The 19,213-nt window shown below is 71.7% G+C and carries 13 protein-coding genes; 10 read left to right on the top strand and 3 right to left on the bottom strand.

Annotated features, from left to right (window positions below; all coding sequences use genetic code 11):
• Positions 1-13: 13 nt before the first annotated feature.
• From OHS18_RS07840 to OHS18_RS07820, 5 genes are all read left to right on the top strand, one after another.
• Positions 14-844 (top strand): AfsA-related hotdog domain-containing protein, encoded by an 831-nt coding sequence (locus OHS18_RS07840; RefSeq protein WP_328454503.1) that lies wholly within the window; start codon positions 14-16, stop codon positions 842-844.
• Positions 845-883: 39 nt separating this feature from the next.
• Complete coding sequence (locus OHS18_RS07835) at positions 884-1,699, top strand: carboxymuconolactone decarboxylase family protein (RefSeq protein WP_328616480.1); 816 nt, start codon at positions 884-886, stop codon at positions 1,697-1,699.
• Positions 1,696-2,397: an HAD family hydrolase gene (locus OHS18_RS07830; protein WP_328616479.1), complete on the top strand. Its 702-nt coding sequence runs from the start codon at positions 1,696-1,698 to the stop codon at positions 2,395-2,397. Before OHS18_RS07835 ends, OHS18_RS07830 begins: the two co-directional genes overlap by 4 nt.
• Positions 2,398-2,424: 27 nt before the next feature.
• Positions 2,425-3,426, top strand: coding sequence for a zinc-dependent alcohol dehydrogenase family protein (locus tag OHS18_RS07825; protein ID WP_328616478.1), 1,002 nt, complete (start codon positions 2,425-2,427; stop codon positions 3,424-3,426).
• Between the two features lie 594 nt (positions 3,427-4,020).
• Complete coding sequence (locus tag OHS18_RS07820; protein ID WP_328616477.1) at positions 4,021-5,406, top strand: sugar porter family MFS transporter; 1,386 nt, start codon at positions 4,021-4,023, stop codon at positions 5,404-5,406.
• A gap of 91 nt (positions 5,407-5,497) precedes the next feature.
• Here OHS18_RS07820 and OHS18_RS07815 read toward each other — a convergent pair whose 3' ends face one another.
• Positions 5,498-6,358 (bottom strand): TIGR03619 family F420-dependent LLM class oxidoreductase, encoded by an 861-nt coding sequence (locus OHS18_RS07815; protein WP_328454512.1) that lies wholly within the window; start codon positions 6,356-6,358, stop codon positions 5,498-5,500.
• Between the two features lie 442 nt (positions 6,359-6,800).
• Here OHS18_RS07815 and metH point away from each other — a divergent pair, with 442 nt between their 5' ends.
• Positions 6,801-10,442 carry a methionine synthase gene (gene metH, locus OHS18_RS07810; RefSeq protein ID WP_328616476.1) on the top strand — a complete coding sequence of 1,214 codons (3,642 nt, stop codon included), beginning with the start codon at positions 6,801-6,803 and terminating at the stop codon, positions 10,440-10,442.
• Here metH and OHS18_RS07805 read toward each other — a convergent pair.
• On the bottom strand, positions 10,424-11,581 hold the full coding sequence (locus OHS18_RS07805) for an FAD-dependent monooxygenase (RefSeq protein ID WP_328458919.1): 1,158 nt from the start codon (positions 11,579-11,581) through the stop codon (positions 10,424-10,426). The two genes, metH and OHS18_RS07805, sit on opposite strands and share 19 nt — an antisense overlap.
• Before the next feature lie 240 nt (positions 11,582-11,821).
• On the opposite strand from OHS18_RS07805, the gene OHS18_RS07800 reads away from it, so the two are divergent.
• Positions 11,822-13,711 carry a hypothetical protein gene (locus OHS18_RS07800; RefSeq protein ID WP_328616475.1) on the top strand — a complete coding sequence of 630 codons (1,890 nt, stop codon included), beginning with the start codon at positions 11,822-11,824 and terminating at the stop codon, positions 13,709-13,711.
• 12 nt (positions 13,712-13,723) lie between these two features.
• On the opposite strand, the gene OHS18_RS07795 is transcribed toward OHS18_RS07800, so the two are convergent.
• The gene (locus tag OHS18_RS07795) at positions 13,724-15,136 is read right to left on the bottom strand and encodes a hypothetical protein (RefSeq protein ID WP_328616474.1); all 1,413 of its coding nucleotides are present in this window, start codon (positions 15,134-15,136) and stop codon (positions 13,724-13,726) included.
• Positions 15,137-15,291: 155 nt separating this feature from the next.
• Here OHS18_RS07795 and OHS18_RS07790 point away from each other — a divergent pair, with 155 nt between their 5' ends.
• The 3 genes from OHS18_RS07790 (at position 15,292) to OHS18_RS07780 (ending at position 19,121) form a co-directional block, all read left to right on the top strand.
• On the top strand, positions 15,292-15,729 hold the full coding sequence (locus OHS18_RS07790) for an LppU/SCO3897 family protein (protein ID WP_328616473.1): 438 nt from the start codon (positions 15,292-15,294) through the stop codon (positions 15,727-15,729).
• Positions 15,730-15,733: 4 nt separating this feature from the next.
• Positions 15,734-16,333, top strand: a complete 600-nt coding sequence (locus tag OHS18_RS07785; protein WP_328616472.1) for a hypothetical protein — start codon at positions 15,734-15,736, stop codon at positions 16,331-16,333.
• A 211-nt stretch (positions 16,334-16,544) separates the two neighbouring features.
• Positions 16,545-19,121, top strand: coding sequence for an AAA family ATPase (locus tag OHS18_RS07780; RefSeq protein WP_328618492.1), 2,577 nt, complete (start codon positions 16,545-16,547; stop codon positions 19,119-19,121).
• Positions 19,122-19,213: the final 92 nt, after the last annotated feature.

Raw genomic sequence — 19,213 nt, 5'->3', positions numbered from 1 at the left:
GATGGAGGTGCCGATGGCAGGACCTGATGGTTCTGCGTGCCGGGCACCCCACGACAGTCCCGCCGGACCGGCCGACGCCGCCCCGGACTGGGCCTTGCCCGGCCTCACCCGCCGGCACGTCGTGGTGGTCGCCGACCGCTTCGCCCGCTTCGCTCGCGGCGACCAGGTGTTCACGGTTTCGGGGCTGCTGGCCCTGATGACGTCCGACGGCCCGGACCTGGCCGGCTGCACCTGGGTCGTCCACCCCGGCCAGGGCATCGACGGGACGGACTGCGACCTGCTGGAAGCCGCCGCCGAGAAGAGCGAGGCTTCGGTGTGCCTGGCGGACCCGGCCGCGTTCCGGCCGCTGCAGGCCGCCCCGGCGATCGTCCACAAGCACCGCGCGGAGAACGTCCTGCTCGCGGGCGTGCACAGCCCGGAGGCCACGCTCTGCGTCGCCGACCTGCACGTGCACCGCGACAACGAGCTCGTCCTCGACCACCACACCGGCGAACACGTGCAGGGCATCGTGATCATCGAGGCGATGCGCCAGATCTGCATCGCGCAGTTCGAGACCGCGGTCCGCCCCGCCCTGACCTCGGCCGGCTACGCGGGGGTGTGGAAGCGGATCGACATGTCCTTCGAGGACTTCCTGTTCCCGCTCCCGGCCACCGTCGAGTCGCGCATCGAGGAGTCCGACGTCAAGCGGGAGCACCACCTGAAGTTCCGCGCCTCAGCGGTGGTGCGCCAGCACGGGCGCACCGTCGCCACGGCCGGCATCGACTACGCGATGATCCGGCTGGAACGCATCGACACCCTCGAACGCCGCAAGGCCGACCAGGCCACCCGGGCCTACCTCGGCTGAACCGGGACCCACCACCACCGCGGAAGGAACCTCACGACGATGTCCGACGTGCCGGAGCAGGACCACGCTGCCGCGTCCTTCGCCCAGGGATTGGCCCTGATCCAGCAGCTCGGCGGGGTCGAGCGCCCGGCGGTGCTGGACCTGTTCGAGAGCATCGGCGAAGGCGCGTTCGGGGAACAGTGCGTCGGGTTCATCTACGGCGACGTCTACCACCGGCCCGGCCTCCCGCTCCCGGATCGCCAGCTGGCGACGGTGGCCGCGCTCATCGCGCTGGGCTACGCGGGTTCGCAGCTGCAGTTCCACGCCAAGGCCGCGCTGAACGTCGGCTGCACCCGCCGTCAGCTGGTCGAGACGGCCATCCAGATCAGCTCGTTCGCCGGGTTCCCGGCGACCCTGAACGCGCTGGGGGAGCTGAAGACCGTGTTCGCCACCCTCCCGGCCGAACAACCGCCGACGGGTGCCGCGGCGGACGTGCCGTGGGCCGGCATCGAGGACCGCTACGAGCGCGGCCTGGCCGCGATGAAGGCCGTCGACGGCGACGCGGGGGAGAAGGTCGCCCGGGCGCTCGAAGACATCGCGCCCGACCTGGCCCGGTACATCGTCGAGTTCACCTTCGGCGAGATCTACACCCGGCCGCACCTGACCCTGCGGCTGCGCGAGATCGTCACGATCGCCGCGTGCGTCGCGCTCGGTACCGCGACCCCGCAGCTGAAGGTCCACCTGCACGCCACGCTCAACGTCGGCGGGACCGAGAAGGAGATCGTCGAGACGATCCTGCACCTGGCCTTCTACTGCGGCTTCCCCGCCGCGCTCAACGCGATCGCGGCCGCGCGGGAAGTGTTCGCGCAGCGGTGAGCGCCCTGCGGAAGCTGCGCGTGGTCGCCCTCGACTGCGACGGCGTGCTCATCGACGACACCTACCTGGGCATGATCGCGCGGTTCGTCGCCGACCACGGCGGGGTGTACGACGCCGAAGCCGAACGGGACGTGATCGGGCTGCGCGACCTCGTCGTCGCCGAGAAGATCACCCGGCTCTGCGAGCTGGACCAGCCGGCCGAGGAGACGCTGAAGCAGCTGTGGGCCGCGCGGCAGGATTACCTGCGGGCGCACCCGATCCGCGTCGCGGAAGGCGTCCAGGACTGCCTGACGGCGCTGGGCGGGCTGCCCGTGCGGCTGGTCTGCTACGGCGGGCGCACCCGGGAGCACACGTTCGACCGGTACCTCGGCGACTTCACCGCGCTGCTCGACGCCGAAGTGCCGTACGTGAGCATCAACGAGCATCGGCCGGGTGTCGAGCACATCGCCCGCACGGTCTTCGACGTCGCGTTCGACGAGATCGTGTTCGTCGACGACGTGAGCCGGGTGGCCGCCGACGCCCGTGGGCACGGCGCCGGCTTCGTCGGGTTCCCGTCGAGCCCGGCGCACGCGCGGCAGCGGGAGTTCATGGCCGGGCTCGGGGTCCGGCACTTCCCGGCGTCGCTCGCCGAACTGACCCCGGATCTTCTCGTGATGGTCGACGAAGAGCTGGCGACTTCGACACACTGGCCCTGTTGATGGGTTTCCCACCTCCTTGGAGCCGCTGTGAAGTACTTTTCCCTGCCGCGTCCCGGCGCCGGACTCGTCCTCGGCGAGCGTGACGCCCCCGAACCCGGCCCCGGCCAGGTCCTGGTCCGGCTGCACGGCTGGGCGGTCAACGCCCGCGACCTGATGATCCTCAAGGGGTTCTACCCGAAGCCGGTCAAGCCGGACGTCGTCGCGCTGTCGGACGGCGCGGGCGAGGTCGTCGGGGTCGGCGACGGCGTGCGCGCGTGGTCCACGGGCGACCGCGTGGCGGCGACGTACTTCCCGAACTGGCTCGCGGGTCCCGGCACGCCGGAGAAGACCGCGGACGACCTGTTCGGCTCGCTCGACGGGACGCTGGCCGAGTACGCCGTCTTCCCCGAGGACGCGCTGGTGGCCGTGCCCGCGCACCTGGACTACGCCGAGGCCGCGACGCTGCCCAGCGCCGGCGTGACGGCGTGGCGCGCGGTCGTCGAGGAAGGCGGGGTGTTCCCCGGCCAGACCGTGCTCACCCTGGGCAGCGGTGGCCTGTCGACGTTCGCGTTGCAGTTCGCCGCAGTCGCCGGCGCCCGCGTCATCGCGACCTCCAGCTCGGACGAGAAGCTGGCGCGGCTGCGCGAGCTCGGCGCGGCCGAGACGATCAACTACACGACCACCCCGGAGTGGGGGCTCGCCGCGGCGGAGCTGGCCGGTGGCGGCGTCGACCACGTCGTCGACGTGGGCGGGGGTGGCACGATCGGCCAGTCGATGCTCGCCGCGCGGGTCGGCGGGCACGTCAGCGTCGCCGGCGTCCTCACCCACGAGGGCGCGGCCGACCCGGTGCTCGTGCTGGTCAAGCAGCTGACCCTGCGCGGTCTCACCAACGCCTCCCGCGAGACGTTCCAGACCATGAACCGCGCCATCGAACAAACCGGCCTGCGGCCCGTGATCGACCGCCGGTTCGCCTTCGACGACGTCGCGGCCGCGTTCAAGCACCTGGAGTCCGGCGCCCACGTCGGCAAGGTCGTGCTGGAAAGCGCGTGACCGGGTAATTTTTGCCGGCCCGGCTGGGTATTTCTGTACCTCGATCTACGATTTCCGCAGCTCAGGCGGGGTGCGTGCGCCCGAAAAACTGCCCGCCGGGCAGGAATGGCGGCGGATGCCGGTACCGAGGAAAGTGGTACTCGACAGACATCGGACATCGGCCCCGAGCAGGCTGCGGCTGCTCGGAGCGGCGGTCCGGTCTGGGGGCGCGGAGGGGGTTCAACCACCTGGGGGTGGGTTGAACCCCCTCCGCTGCGTCCGCCCACCACCCTTTCTCCGTCGGTGTATAACGCCGACGACGTCCGGTCGCCGAGCGCCGGATCCGGGAGCGCTTTCACCCGCAGCGCCGTCCCGCGTGTCCACAATGGATTCCTGAACCGCTTTCCGGGGCGATCCGTGTCCACAGTGCACGGATTCGAGGTTGTGAATGGAGATTCGGCGTACGGAGTAATGTTGTGCGCCAGCCGCTATCACATATGTGAACAGCGATCACGTTTCTGAATCGTTATCAAGGACTGTCTTGCCCGGTTTTTTCCGGCGTGTGAGTGTGGTGGCCGCTGGCTGGACTGGACCTATGAAAGAGGCGACCCGGCAATGACGCAGACGGCCCCGCCACGGCAAATCAGCCGAACAACTCTGTACTTCTTCGGCGCACTCGGCGGAATCCTGTTCGGATACGACCTCGGGGTGATCTCCGGGGTGCTCCCGTTCATCGGGAAAGCGTGGTCGCTGACCGCCTGGGACAAGGGCGTGATCACCGCCAGTCTCTCGGTCGGTGCCATCGTGGGCGCGCTGTTCTCCAGCCGCATCAACGAAGCCCTCGGCCGGCGGCGCACCATCATGGTCGCCGCGGCGATCGTCATCGTGGGCACGCTGGCGGCGACCTTCTCGCCGACGTTCGCGCTGCTGGTGATTTCGCGCCTGATCATCGGGCTCGGGATCGGGTTGTCGTCTTCGACGGTCCCGACCTATCTCTCCGAGCTGGCGCCGGCGCGGCTGCGCGGCGCGATGGGCGCGCTGAACCAGATCTTCATCGTGCTCGGCATCCTGATCGCGTTCCTGGTCAGCTACTGGCTCGGCCCGATTTCGGCGTGGCGTTGGATGTTCGCCGGCGCGATCGTGCCCGCGGCGATCCTGCTCGTCGGGCTCGCGTTCCTGCCGGAGACGCCACGCTGGCTGGTCAAGAACGGCCAGGAAGACGAGGCGCGGCGGGTCCTGGCGAGCGCGCACGGCAACACCGTGGACCTCGACGAGGAGATCGCGACCATCCGCGGCGTGATCCAGATGGACACCGAGGACAAGCCGCGGTTCCGCGACCTGTTCTCCGGTTTCGTGCGGCCGATGATGATCGTCGCCGCCCTGCTCGCGGTCGGCCAGCAGTTCAGCGGCGTGAACGCGATCAACGCGTACTTCCCGACGATGCTGATCGGCCTCGGGTTCGCCACGCAGGCCGCGCTGCTGTCCGGCGTGCTGCTGGGCGTCACGAAGTTCCTGTTCACCGCGTGGGTCGTGTTCGTGGTGGACCGCTGGGGCCGCAAGCCGTTGCTGCTCATCGGCAACGTGATCATGGTGATCACGCTGGTGGCCGCCGGGCTCGTGGTGCTGAACGTCCACGACACCGGCACCCGCGGCATCCTGATGCTCGTGATGATGGTGCTGTACCTGGTCGGTTACGAACTCGGCTGGGGCGCGGTCGTCTGGGTGATGATGGCCGAAGTGTTCCCGCTGAAGTACCGCGCGGCGGGCATGGGCGTCAGCAGCGTCATCCTCTGGGCGGCGACCGGCATCGTGAGCGCGGTGTTCCCGCTCATCTCCGCGGTGGGCTCGCTCGGCATCGGCGGTTCGATGTTCCTGTTCGCCGGGATCAACGTGGTGCTGTTCGCGCTCACCAAGTGGCTCGTCCCGGAGACGAAGGGCCGCTCGCTGGAGCAGATCGAGCTCGACCTGCGAGCCCGTCAGGGCGTGGCGGCGAAGAGCTGAGGCCGGAAGGTTGCGCGGCGGGGGTGCGGGAGAACCGCGCCCCCGCCGTCGTGTCGGCCGACACGGTGACCGGAGTGGCCGGGGTACGTGGTCAGGCGACGGGGGCCGTGGCGAGGCCGAGCTTTCCCGCCAGCCGGCCGATCCAGGCCGACACCTCGTCGGGGGAGCGGTCCGGGAGCCCGAAGATCACCTCGGTGACGCCGAGCGAGTCCAGGTGCGCCAGCCGCGCCGGGTCCGGGCGCTCGCCCAGCGCGCAGATCGCCGGTGCTCCGGACCGGCCCTCGTCGCGCCAGATCTCCTTCAGCAGCGCCACATGGCCGTCCAGATCCGTGTCCGCCGGTGTGGTGATCCAGCCGTCCGCGTGGCGGGCGATCCAGCGGAACGTCTTCTCCGTCGGGCCCGCGCCGAGCAGGACCGGGATATGCGCCTGGACCGGTTTCGGCCACGCCCAGCTGGGGCCGAACGACACGAACTCCCCGTCGTAGGAGGCTTCTTCCTCCGTCCACAGTGCACTCATCGCCTCGAGGTACTCGCGCAGGGCGGTGCGGCGGCGGTTGCCGGGCACGCCGTGGTCGGTCAGCTCGTCGACGTTCCAGCCGAACCCGGTGCCGAGCGTGACGCGCCCGCCGGAGAGGTGGTCGAGGCTGGCGATCGTCTTGGCGAGCGTGATCGGGTCGCTCTCGACCGGCAGGGCGACCGCCGTCGAGAGCCGGATCCGCTCGGTGACCGCCGCGGCCGTCGCCAGCGCCACCCACGGGTCGAGGGTGCGGCTGTACCGGTCGTCGGGCAGGGACGCGTCCCCGGTGCGCGGGTGCGGCGACTCGCGTTTCACCGGGATGTGCGTGTGCTCGGGTACGTAGAAGGTGGCGAACCCCGCGGCTTCCGCGGCCTGCGCCGCGGCCGCCGGAGTGATGCCTCGGTCGCTGGTGAACAGCACGATTCCGTAGTCCACGCGAGGGACTGTATTAGAACGTGTTTCAGTTTTCAAGCGGCCGCCGTTCCGCATCGCGGGACCGTCCGCGAGCACGGATCTCGCTTTCGGTATACCGGCGCGTACAGTGTGTGATCGGATCGAGCGTCGATCGAGTGCCGATGGACGCCGCTCCGGTAAGCAGACAGGAAGCAGAGAGCCGAGGTCTGCCGGGCCATAGTGGGTGAGCCCGGAAACGGCCGGTCGGAACGGGGTGGTGGCAAGTGGAGCCGACGATCCATTGTGGACGCTCGCGCGTGGCGTCCCAGCCAGTGGACGGCCCCGCGGGGCGGGATGGTGTCCCGGGCGGGGGTTCCAGTACCCTGGTTCACAGGCCGAGAGGCGCTGCAACGGGCCCGGGGGTCCGCCACGCTCGGCCGGCAGTGACCACCCAAGGGCGCCTCCCGACTGAGGGAGGCTGCCGGTGAACCCGATCACCCCGCACGAATCCGAGGCCACCGCGCGGCTGCGCGAGCTGCTCAGCCAGCGGGTCGCGGTCCTCGACGGCGCTTGGGGCACGATGCTGCAGGGCGCCGGGCTGACCCCGGCCGACTACGTCGGCGACCGCTTCGGCGAGCACACGCACGACGTCACCGGCGACCCGGACCTGCTCAACATCACCCGTCCGGACGTCATCCTCGACGTGCACCGCCAGTACCTCGCGGCCGGCGCGGACATCACCACGACCAACACCTTCACCGCCACCAGCATCGGCCAGGCGGACTACGGGCTGCAGGCCCACGTCCACGAGATGAACGTCCGCGGCGCGCAGCTGGCCCGCCAGGCGGCCGACGAGTTCGGCGGCCGGTTCGTCGCCGGGTCGATCGGCCCGCTCAACGTCACGCTCAGCCTGTCGCCGAAGGTCGACGACCCGGCGTACCGCGCCGTCACGTTCGAGCAGGTGAAGGCCGCTTACGCGGAACAGATCGCCGGCCTCGTCGAAGGCGGCGTCGACCTGCTGATGATCGAGACCATCTTCGACACGCTCAACTGCAAGGCCGCCATCGCCGCCGCGCGCGACGTCGCGCCGCAGCTGCCGCTGTGGATCTCGGTCACCATCGTCGACCTGAGCGGGCGGACCCTCTCGGGCCAGACCGTCGAGGCGTTCTGGAGCTCGATCGAGCACGCGAAGCCGCTGGTCGTGGGGGTCAACTGCTCGCTGGGCGCCGAGGAGATGCGCCCGCACGTCGAGGAACTTTCGCGGATCGCCGACTCCTACGTCGCCTGTCACCCGAACGCCGGCCTCCCGAACGCGTTCGGCGGGTACGACCAGACGCCCGAGGAGACCGCCGGGCTGATCGGCGGCTTCGCCCGCGACGGCCTGGTCAACCTGGTCGGCGGCTGCTGCGGCACCAGCCCGGCCCACATCAAGCAGATCGCCGCCGCGGCGAAGGGCGTCGCCCCGCGCGAGGTCCCCGCGCCGCGCACCCACACCCGGTTCAGCGGGCTCGAGCCGTTCGGCATCAGCGCCGACACCGGGTTCGTGATGATCGGCGAGCGCACCAACGTCACCGGCTCCAAGCGGTTCCGCCGGCTCATCGAGTCCGACGACCACCAGGCCGCCGTCGACGTCGCGCTGGAGCAGGTCCGCGGCGGGGCGAACCTGCTGGACGTCAACATGGACGCCGACCTGCTCGACAGCGAGGAGGCGATGACGACGTTCCTCAACCTCATCGCCACCGAGCCCGAGGTCGCCCGCATCCCGGTGATGGTCGACAGCTCGAAGTGGACCGTGCTCGAAGCCGGTCTGCGCTGCATCCAGGGCAAGGGCGTCGTCAACTCGATCAGCCTGAAGGAGGGCGAGGAGCCGTTCCTCGCCCAGGCCCGGATCATCCGCAACTACGGCGCCGGCGTCGTCGTGATGGCCTTCGACGAGCAGGGCCAGGCCGACACCGCCGACCGCAAGGTCGCCATCTGCGGCCGCGCGTACGACCTGCTCACGCAGAAGGCCGGGTTCGCCGGCGAGGACATCATCTTCGACCCGAACGTGCTGGCCGTCGCCACCGGCATCAGCGAGCACAACGGCTACGCGAAGGCGTTCATCGACGCGCTGCCCCGGATCAAGGAGCGCTGCCCGGGCGTCCACATCAGCGGCGGCATCTCGAACCTGTCGTTCTCCTTCCGCGGCAACGACATCGTCCGCGAGGCGATGCACTCGGCGTTCCTGTTCCACGCCGTCCAGGTCGGCCTGGACATGGGCATCGTCAACGCCGGCCAGCTCGCGGTCTACCAGGACATCCCGCCGGAGCTGCTCGAACTGGTCGAGGACGTGCTCTTCGACCGCCGCGAGGACGCCACCGACCGGCTGGTTACCTTCGCCGAGAACGTCAAGGGCAGCGGCACCAAGCGCGTCGTGGACCTGTCGTGGCGCGAAGGCACGGTCGAGGAGCGGCTGTCGCACGCGCTCGTGCACGGCATCGTCGACTACATCGAGGAAGACACCGAAGAGGCGCGCCAGGTCAAGGCCCGGCCGCTCGAGGTGATCGAAGGCCCGCTGATGGACGGCATGAAGATCGTCGGCGACCTGTTCGGCGCCGGCAAGATGTTCCTGCCGCAGGTGGTCAAGAGCGCGCGCGTGATGAAGCGTTCGGTGGCCTACCTCGAGCCGTTCATGGAGGCCGAGAAGGAAGAGGCCCGGCTGGCCGGCCGCGCCGAGGTGTCCAACGGTCAGGGCAAGGTCGTGCTCGCCACGGTCAAGGGCGACGTCCACGACATCGGCAAGAACATCGTCGGCGTGGTCCTCGGCTGCAACAACTACGAGGTGATCGACCTCGGCGTGATGGTGCCGGCGGCGAAGATCCTCGACATCGCGGTCACCGAGGGCGCCGACGCGGTCGGCCTGTCCGGGCTGATCACGCCGTCGCTCGACGAGATGGTCAACGTCGCCAACGAGATGCAGCGCCGCGGCCTGAAGATGCCGCTGCTGATCGGCGGCGCGACGACGTCGCGCCAGCACACCGCGGTCCGCATCGCGCCCGCCTACGACAACGCGACGGTGCACGTGCTCGACGCGTCGCGCGTGGTCGGCGTCGTGTCCGACCTGCTCGACCCCGACCGCTCGATCGTGCTGGCCGAGAAGAACCGGGCCGACCAGGAGGTGCTGCGCGAGCAGCACGCCAACAAGCAGCGCCGGCCGATGCTCGGCCTCGAGCAGGCCCGCGCGAACCCGGAGAAGGTGTCGTTCGCCGATCTGCCGACGCCGCAGTTCACCGGCGTCCGCGTCGTGGAGCCGAGCATCACCGAGCTGCGCGAGATGATCGACTGGCAGTTCCTGTTCCTGGCCTGGGAGCTCAAGGGCAAGTACCCGGCGATCCTGGACCAGCCGGTCGCCCGCGAGCTGTTCGACGACGCGACCACGCTGCTCGACCAGATCATCGCCGAGGGCAGTTTCCGGGCGAAGGGCGCCTACGCGTACTGGCCGGCGCACACCGAGGGCGACGACATCCTGCTCGACGGCGAGTTCTCGCACATCGGGTTCCCGATGCTGCGGCAGCAGACGTCGAAGCCGATGGACCGCGCGAACCGCTGCCTCGCCGACTACATCGCACCCGAGGGCGACCACCTCGGCGGCTTCGCCGTCGCCATCCACGGGGCCGAAAAGCTCGCGGCCAAGTACGAGGCCGAGCAGGACGACTACCGCGCGATCATGGTCAAGGCGCTGGCCGACCGGCTCGCCGAGGCGTTCGCCGAGTACATCCACCTCAAGGCCCGCCGTGACTGGTTCGAGCCGGACGCCGACCCGAAGCTGGAGGACCTGCACGCGGAGCGCTTCCGCGGCATCCGCCCGGCGCTCGGCTACCCGGCGAGCCCCGACCACAGCCAGAAGCGCGAGCTGTTCGAGCTCCTGGAAGCCGACGAGCTGGGCATGGCCCTGACCGAGTCGTTCGCCATGACGCCGGCGGCGAGCGTGTCCGGGCTGATCTTCGCCCACCCGGACGCGAAGTACTTCACCGTCGGGCGGCTCAACCGCGACCAGATCGAGGACTACGCGCGCCGCAAGGGTGTCGAGGTCGCCGAGGTCGAGCAGTGGCTGCGGCCCAACCTGGCCTACGAGCCCGAGGCGTAGTCCTTCAGCTCGATGCCGGTGGCGAACTTGTCGGTCGCCTTGAGCAGCATGCGGAGCAGGAAGCGGGACTTGAACGTCCAGTCCCGCATTCTGATCCGCAGCCGGGACGGCGGCGCGAGGAACGGGCCCGCGCTGCCGCGCTGCGAGATCCTGGCGTAGCGGCGGAACTGCTCTTCGTAGCGGGCGAAGGCGGCGCGGTGGTCGCCTCCGGCCGCGAGCAGCTCGCCAGCGAGCACGTACGCGCCGACGATCGCGAGGCCGGTCCCGAAGCCGCCGAGGGTGTTGCCGTAGGCGGCGTCGCCGAGCAGCACGACGCGGCCGCGCGAATAGCGGTCGATCGTGACGCGGGCGAGCGAGTCGAGGTAGAACTCGCGAGCCCGCGGCACCTTCGTCAGCAGCTCGGGCACCCGCCAGCCGACGCCGCGGTAGGCGTCGATCAGCAGTTCGCGCTGCCGCTCGGTGTCGATGCGGTCGTAGTCGAGCTCCGGTGAGGCGAAGACGAAGAACGCCGACGCCTTGGGTCCGCCGACCGCGGCCATCCGGCCGGGCTCGTTGTACATCACCGGTTCGCCGTCGCCGATGCCCTCGCCGAGCTCGGCCAGTGCGTAGTAGTGGCCGAGGAACTCGACGTAGTCGCGTTCCGGGCCGAAGGCCAGCCGCCGGACGTTCGAGTGGATGCCGTCCGCGCCGACGACGAGGTCGAAGGTGCGCGGTCCGGCCTTCGCGAAGGTGACGTCGACGCCGTCGGCCGTCTCGGTCAGCGCCGTGATGGTGTCGCCGAACAGGTACTCGCAGCCGGCGGCGGTGTGCTCGTACAGCAGGTCGGCCAGGTCGCCGCGGCGGATCTCGATCTCGCCGCCGGTGAACTCGCCCGGGATCACGGCCCGGGGCTTCCCGGCGGCGTCGACGATGGTCTGGTCCTGCCCGCCGGTCGCGCGCTCGCGGACCTCGTCGAGGATGCCCATCCGCTCCAGCACGGTCCGGTGCGTGGGGCCCTTGAAGTCGACGGCCTGGCCGCCGGGCCGCACCGACGGGGCGCGTTCGACGACGGTGACGGTGCAGCCGTAGCGGGCCAGCCAGTACGCGAGGGCCGGGCCGGCGATGCTCGCGCCGGAGATCAGGACCTCGAGGTTTTTCAGGGTGTTGTCGTTCGGGGCGTTGTCGGTCATGGCGCAGAGCGTCGCGGCGGGGGCTTACCGGTCGCCGGCGAAGTGCTGACAACCACCGTCAGCGCCCGGCGCGTGACTGTCGCGAGTGGACAGCGGGCGGTCGCGCAGGTGGAAAATCCCCGGCCGCACGCGGGGCTTTCCCGATGGTTTTCGCTTGTTGACCGGGCCAGGCTCCGGGAGGACCATTCTCGCGGGGGAGAGGGGCCGGCAATGCTGGGGATGGAAACGCCGTCGGTGACGACGGAGGTCGGCGAGCTGCTGCGCAGGGGCGAACGCGCGCTCGAAGCGGACGGGGACCTGCGCGCGGGCCGGGAGTGGTTCGACCGCGCCTATCGCGCCGCGGAACAGGAGTGCGACGGCGACGGGATGGCCCGCGCCGCGCTGGGCCTGGCCGGGTTGTGGGTGCACGAACACCGCAGCGCGCCCGCGGCGGCGTTGCTGCAGGCGCGGTTGCGCAGCGCGCGGACCGCCGTCGACCCGGGTTCTTCGCTGGCGTTGCGGCTGAAGGCGCGGCTGGCGGGCGAAGCGGACTACGTGGCGGGGGAGAGCAACGAGATCCTGGCCGTGCTGGAGGAGGTCAAGCGCGCGGGTGACCCGGTCGCCTGGGCCGAGGCCGCGAGCCTGGCCCACCACTGCCTGCTCGGGCCGGACCACGGCGGCCAGCGCCGGGCGCTGGCCCAGGAACTGATCACCGAAGGCTTCCGGACGTCGCGGCGCAGCGATCTGCTGATGGGCCTGCTGTGGCGGACCGTCGACCTGTTCCTGGACGGCGACTCGCACGCCCAGCGCGGGCTCGCCGACCTGCGGAGCCTGCTGGCCGAGCGGGACCACCTCGCGGTCGGCTTCGTCCTCGACGCGATCGACGTCATGCTCCGCATCCGCGCCGGCCGGTTCGACGAGGCCGAAGAACGGGCCGCCGCCTGTGCCCAGCGCGGTGAGCTGGCCGGCGACGCCGACGCGACCGGCTGGTACACCGCGCAACTCGGCGCCATCCGCTGGTACCAGGGCCGCGTCGCCGAGCTGTTGCCGGTGCTGCGGGAGACGGTGCATTCGCCGACGCTCAGCGCGGTCGACAACGCGCTCGTCGCCGGGCTGGCCGTCGCCGCCGCGTCGGCCGGGGACCAGCGTGAGGCGGCCGGGGCGCTGGCGCGGCTGCGCGGGCGCGATCTGGCGCTGCTGCAGCGGTCGAGCAGCTGGCTGGTGTCGATGTACGGCATCGTCGAGTCGGCGTGCCTGGTCTCGGACGTCGAATCCGCGCTCGCCGCGTACGCGCTGCTGACGCCCTTCGCGCGGCTGCCGATGACGGCCAGCCTCGCGGTCGCCTGCTTCGGTTCGGTGCAGCACGCGCTGGGCGTGGCGATGCTGACCGCGGGCGAGCCCGAGCGGGCCGTCACGCACTTCCGGGCGGCGGTGCGCGACAACCTGGCGCTGGCGCACTGGCCGGCTGTCGCGCTCTCGCGGGCCCGGCTCGCGCAGGCGCTGGCGGTGCTGGGCCACGCGGCCGAGGCGTCGGAAGAGCGGGCGGCGGCGACCCGGGAAGCGGCGGACCTCGGCATGGCGTTGCCCGCCGCGCCGGAGCGGCCGGCCGGCCGCGTCACCTGCCGGCGGCAGGGCAAACACTGGCTGTTCGCCCTGGGCGGCCGGTCGGTGCTGGTCGAGCACAGCGTCGGCATGGGCTACCTCGCCACGCTGCTGGACAACCCGGGTTACGAGCTGTCGGCGATCGACCTGGCCGCCGGCCCCGGCGTGACGGCCGCGACGACGTCTTCGCAGCCGGTGCTCGACCCGGCGGCGACCAGCCACTACCGCAAGTGGCTGGCCACCCTGGAAGCCGAGCTCGACGAGCACGAGGCCAACCACGACGACGGCCGCGCCGAGCGGGTGCGGTCCGAGCGCGACTGGCTGGTCGGCGAGCTCTCGGCGGCGGCCGGGCTGGCCGGGCGCGTCCGCGAGTTCACCGGCGTCGAGGAGAAGGCGCGGATCGCCGTCGGCAAGGCGATCCGCCGCGCCCTGACCCGCATCGCGGCGGCGGACGCGGTGATCGGCGACGTCCTGCGCGACGGCGTCCAGACCGGCAACCGCTGCTGCTACCGCCCCTGAAGCGGGCTTTCGCTACTGGACCGCGCCGTTCTGGGTGAGCAGGTTCTCGTACCAGGCGTCGTACGGGTGGTTGGACGCCGGATAGCTCGCCGGCGGTGTCGTCGCTTCGCTCGCCGAGTCGAAGTCCCAGCCGCGCACCAGCTTGCCGGCCTGGCGGGCCGCGGTGATGAACGCCGACTCCGTCGCGGGCGCGCCGTAGAACAGCGCGCCGTCCTGCAGCTCGGCGCTGTCGCCCTTCTGGAACTCGTCGAAGGCGACCTGGCGGTAGCGGATCCGGTCACCGGTCACGCCGCTCGTGTCCGCCCGCAGCGTCTGGGCCGGGGTCGGGCCGTCCGCGGCGGTCCGGACCGTCACCGTCCGGCTGCCGCTGGTCGCGGTCGCGATCGGGAACCGGGCGTCGGATGTCTTGGCGTTGCCGGTCCACGCGACCGTCGTGCCCGAGAGCGTGCCGTTCCACGTCCAGTTCTGGCTGTTTCCCTGGCTGCGGTGGATCTCCCGCAGCTGCGTCCCGCCGGGGCTGGTAAACACGACGCCCGGCAGCACGCCGTTGTCGTACTGGTGACTGGCCTGCCAGGTGATCTCGCCGTCCGCGCCCAGCCTGCCGACGCGGTACCAGAGGGTGGTCGCGGTCTGCGACTGGTGGACCTCGACGAGGTCGCCGTTGTCGTTGAGCGCGACGGCCGGGGTCTGGCCGTTGTCGTACTTCCCGTGGCGCAGCCAGGTGATCCGCCCGTCGGCGCCGTACGTGCCGGTCCAGTACCAGAGCCCGCCGCCCCCGGAGTCGTGCACCTCGACGACCTGGCCGCGGCCGTTGAGCGCGACCGCCGGGTGGTAGCCGACGTCGCGTTTGTACTCGGCGCGCGTCCCGGCGTCACCGGAGAGCAGCGGCAGCACGCGGCCGCGCAGCGCGTCCACGGTCGGCTGGCCCGCGGGGTAGTCCTTCGCCTGCAGCAGGCGGCTGCCGAAGACCGACTCCAGCTCCTGGTTCAGCGCGGTGAGGTTGCCCGCGGCGAAGTTCGCGTTGTCGGTCAGGTCGTCCTTCAGGTCGAGCATGACGACGATCGGTGCGGCGGCCGGGTGCGCCGCCGACCACGTGTTCACCGTGGCCAGCCAGTCGCGCAGGTTGTTCGAGGCCGGGTTGCCGCCGCTGTGGTCGACGAGGTTGCCGGGCGAGTCGTGGCCGACGCCGTAGTCGTGCGAAGTGGCGTAGCCGTTGTCGTGGACGTCGAGCTCGATGAACCGGACGCCGTGGTCGAGCTGGTAGGCCACCGAGTTCTTGGCGCCGTCGACGTTGCCCGAGTAGCTGTTGTGCGTGGCCCGGAAGACCGAGCCGGTGAACGGCGGGCTCGCGGCCTCGGCGGTCCCGCCGGTCAGGAGCGCGGCGGCCGTCACTGCGGTGGCGGCCAGGGCGGGCAGACGGGTCATCCTCGGGTCCTCACGTCGGGAACGGGAAGCCGTCCCATCCTGGCGGGCCGGGGTGGGTGTTGTCTCGAACTCCGGGTGGAACTTCGGGCGGAACGTCGTGGAACGGAATGGAACGCCCAGGAGGTGACAGCAGGTTCGGAGAGGGAGGAAACGTCATGACCCAGGCAAACGGACCCCAGTACCCGGAGCCGACCGGGCCGGTGCCGCCGCAGGCCGGGGTGCCCGGCCTGCCGCCCGGCGGTGCGCCCCAGCCCAAGGCGAAGAACCCGAAGCGCCGCCAGAAGATCGTGCTCACCGTCTTCTTGGTCGTGGTCGCCGCGATCCTCGCGCTGGTCTGGGTGGCCACCCGGTCCAACGGCGAGAACGCGCAGGTCGGCAACTGCGTCACCGAGAGCGGCGAGAACTACGTGAAGATCGTCGACTGCGGGGACAGCACCGCGACGCTGAAGGTCGTCGCGCGGGTCGAGGACAAGACCCAGAGCGAGGCGCTGGTCAGCGCGTGCAGCGCCTACCCCGACGCCGACCAGGTGTTCTGGGAGGGCAAGGAGGGCGAGACCGGGGTCGTGCTGTGCCTGGCGAAGACCGGTAAGTAGCGCGATGGCGGCCGGGAGGTTCTCGTTCACCGGTTCCGGCGAACTGCGGGTCTGCAGCGGCGGGCGCACGCTCGCCGCCGGGGGCGACGTGATCGCGATCGGTGACCGGGTCTTCCGGCTGGGCGAGGTCGACCGGGTCGCCTATCACGCGGCGGCTCGGCCGCACCGGGCCAGTTACTCGCTCGGCCTGGCCCGCGGCCCGGTGCGGTGCCGCTTCGGGTTCGACGCGGCGGCCACGGAACTGGACGGCGCGCGCGAGGCCTGGCGGCGGCTGGTCGAACTGGTGGAGTCGGTGGCCTGCACGCGGATCGCGCGGACCCTGGCCGAGGCCATCGCGGCCGGTGGGACGGCCCGCTTCGGGGGCGGCGGGCACCCGCGGATCGACGCCGACGCGGAGGGGCTGCGCGATCACCGGTGGTTCGCCGGGAAGGTGCCGTGGGGGCGGGTGCTCGGCAGTGACCTGCGGGCGGGGCAGGTGCGCGTGTGGACGGGCGGGCCGCAGCCCCGGCTCGTCGCCGGGATGGCGGGCTGGAACGCCGTCGTCCTGCCACGGGTCGTCGGGATCATGGTGTGCCGGGAAAAAGAATCACCGGGAAACCATTGATCACGACGTCGGATGAATGATCGGGAAATGCTCACGGAATAGCGGATACGTTGTCCGTTCTGTCGCATTTGCCGGTGCGCTCGGCGATTTATGCGAAATTGCCGCGCGAATCCGGTACTTGGCGGGCCCCGGCGTCGTCATTATCCGGAGAAGAGGTGTGCGCGGACACCGGAAAGCCGTGCCAGGGGTTGGGGAGGCAACACGCGTGGGCATGGACTGGCCGCTGGTCGGCCGAGAACGGGAGCTGGCGTTCGCACGCCGGGCGCTGGGGGACGCCGAGGTGTGCGGGCTGCTGCTGACCGGGCGGGCCGGCGCCGGGAAGACCCGGCTGGCCAAGGCATTGCTGGCCGAGCTCGAGGCCGGGGGTGCCCGCACGCACTGGGTGCGGGCGATGTCGTCGGCCTCGACGATCCCCTTCGGCGCGTTCGCCCACCTGCTGCCGGGCAGCGCGGACGGCACGGCCGACCGGGCGCACCGGCTCAACCAGGTCGCCGGGCACCTGACTCGCGGCGCGGAAGGCCGCCGGCTGGTGCTCTGCGTCGACGACGCGCACCTGCTCGACGATTTGTCCGCGACCCTGGTGCACCAATTGGCGGCGACGGCGTCGGCATTCGTGATCGTGATCGCGCCGCACGGGGTGAGCGTGCCCGATCCGGTCTTCGCGATGTGGAAGGACCGGGTCGCCGAACGGCTCGACATCGGCGAACTCACCCGCCAGGAAACCCGGGAACTGTTCACCGCGGCGCTGGGCGGGCGGCTCGACGACGGCGCGGAACACCGGCTGTGGCACCTCGCCCTCGGCAACCCGCTGTTCCTGCGCGAACTCGTGCAGGGCGGCCTGGACAGCGGCTCGCTGTCGGCCGAAGACGGCGTCTGGCGCTGGAGCGGAGCCCTGACGGCCACCCCGCGGCTGGTCGAGCTGATCGAGATCCGCACCGACCGCGTCGATGCCGACGAGCGCCGGCTGCTGGAACTGCTGGCCTTCGGCGAATCCCTGGGCAGTGACCCGCTGGTGCGGCTCGGCGCCGGGCGGGTGCTCGCGTCGACCGAGCGGGCCGGCCTGGTCGTGTCCGAACGGACCGGGCGGCGCCTCGACGTCCGCCTGGCGCACCCGCTCTACGCCGAGGTGATCCGGCGGCGGACGTCACCCCTGCGCCAGCGCGACACCTACCGGATCCTCGCGCAGACCCTGGACATGACGGGCGCGCGCCGCGCCGAGGACAAGCCGAGGCTGGTGCGGTGGCGGCTCGCGGCCGGGCTGCCGACCGACCCGCAGCTGGTCCGGGCGGCGGCGGAGACGTTGCTGCGCAAGGACTTCCCGCAGGCGGAACAGCTCGCGAAGGAGGCCGTCCGGCTGGGCGGCGGGTTCGCCGCGAAGTTCCTGCTCGCCCAGGTCCGGATCGCCGGTGGCCGGCACGCCGACGCCGACGTCCTGCTGGCCGAGCTGGCCGGCGAGACGGTGTCGGACGTGCAGCACGCCCGCGTCGCCGCGACCCGGGCGCGCAATCTCGCCTTGGGGCTGGGCCGGGCAGAGCAGGCCGAAGCCGTGCTGGACACGGCAGAGACGGCGGTGTCGTCCGGGCTGGACGAGCTGGCGACGGCCCGCGCGGCCCTGCGGGCGGCCGCGGGTGCGGCGGGGGCCGCGCTCGACCTGCTCGGACCGGTGCTGGACCGCAACCGCCGCGGCGACCCGCTCCGGCTCGCGGCACTCGTCGTCGCGGCCGGCGCCCTGGCGGAGAGCGGGCGCGTCGAGGCGTGCCTCGGTGTAGTCGAAGAAGGGCTGGCGATCGCGGCGCGGATCTCCGACGCCGACGCGCCCGGCGCGCGGGCCCGGCTGGAGCACGCGCGGATCGTCGCGCTCTGCGGGGCGGGCCGCGTCGAAGAGGCCGAGGACCTGGCCGGCGACGGCTACCGCGACGCGATCCGCGACCGCTGGGGCCCGGCGCTGGCCGGCGCGTCCGCGTCGCTGGGCACGGTCGCGCTCGCCTACGGCAACCTCCGCGGCGCGATCCGCTGGCTGCGGGAGGCCCTCGCGACGGAGGCGCACGACCAGCCGCACGCGTTCCGACCCGCCGTCGTCGCGGCCCTGGCCCGGGCGACGGCGATGACCGGCCAGGCCGCGGACGCCCCGCAGGTTCCGGGGCCGCTCGGCGCGTGGAGCCGTGCCTGGGGCGCGGCCGCGCGGGGAGAGCTGACGCGGGCCGCCGAGCTCGCTACCTCGGCCGCGGCCTCGGCCCTTTCCGAGGGACGGCTCGCGCTCGCGGCGGAGATGGGACACGACGTCGTCCGCTTCGGCGGCGAGGCACCCTCGCCGGTGGATCCCGGAGGCCGGCTCGCGTCGTTGTACGCCGACCACGCGCGTGCTCGGGACGCCGAGGCACTGGACGAGGTGGCGACCGGCTTCGCCGACGTCGGAGCCCGGCTGCTCGCCGCGGAAGCCGCGGCCGAAGCGGCGCGCGCCCACCGGGCGGAAGGGCGGCTCGGCAGCGCGGGGACGTCGGCGCAGCGGGCCCGGTCGTGGCTGTCGTCCTGTGAGGACGCCGCGACACCGGCGCTGGCGTTGCTGGAGACACCGTTGGACCTGACGGTCCGCGAGCTGGAGATCGCGCGCCTGGTGGCGACGGGCTTGACGAGCCGCGCGGTCGCCGACCGGCTCGTGGTGTCGGTGCGGACGGTCGACAACGTGCTGCACGGCGTCTACGCGAAGCTGGGTATCTCCGGGCGCCGTGAACTGGCTTCGGTGGTGGGCCGCCCCGAGGTGGGGAGTAGTCCCGCCGACGCCCCATAGGTAGTCCGCCCCGTTCCCGGCCGGGAAGCCGAGTAGGCCGCTACTCATGACCGGCGGCCGGTTCGCCCCAAGACTGGATGACAACGGAGGGG

This window comes from Amycolatopsis sp. NBC_00355 (genome assembly GCF_036104975.1).
GTDB lineage: Bacteria > Actinomycetota > Actinomycetes > Mycobacteriales > Pseudonocardiaceae > Amycolatopsis.
This window is presented reverse-complemented; position numbering and strand designations above follow the sequence as displayed.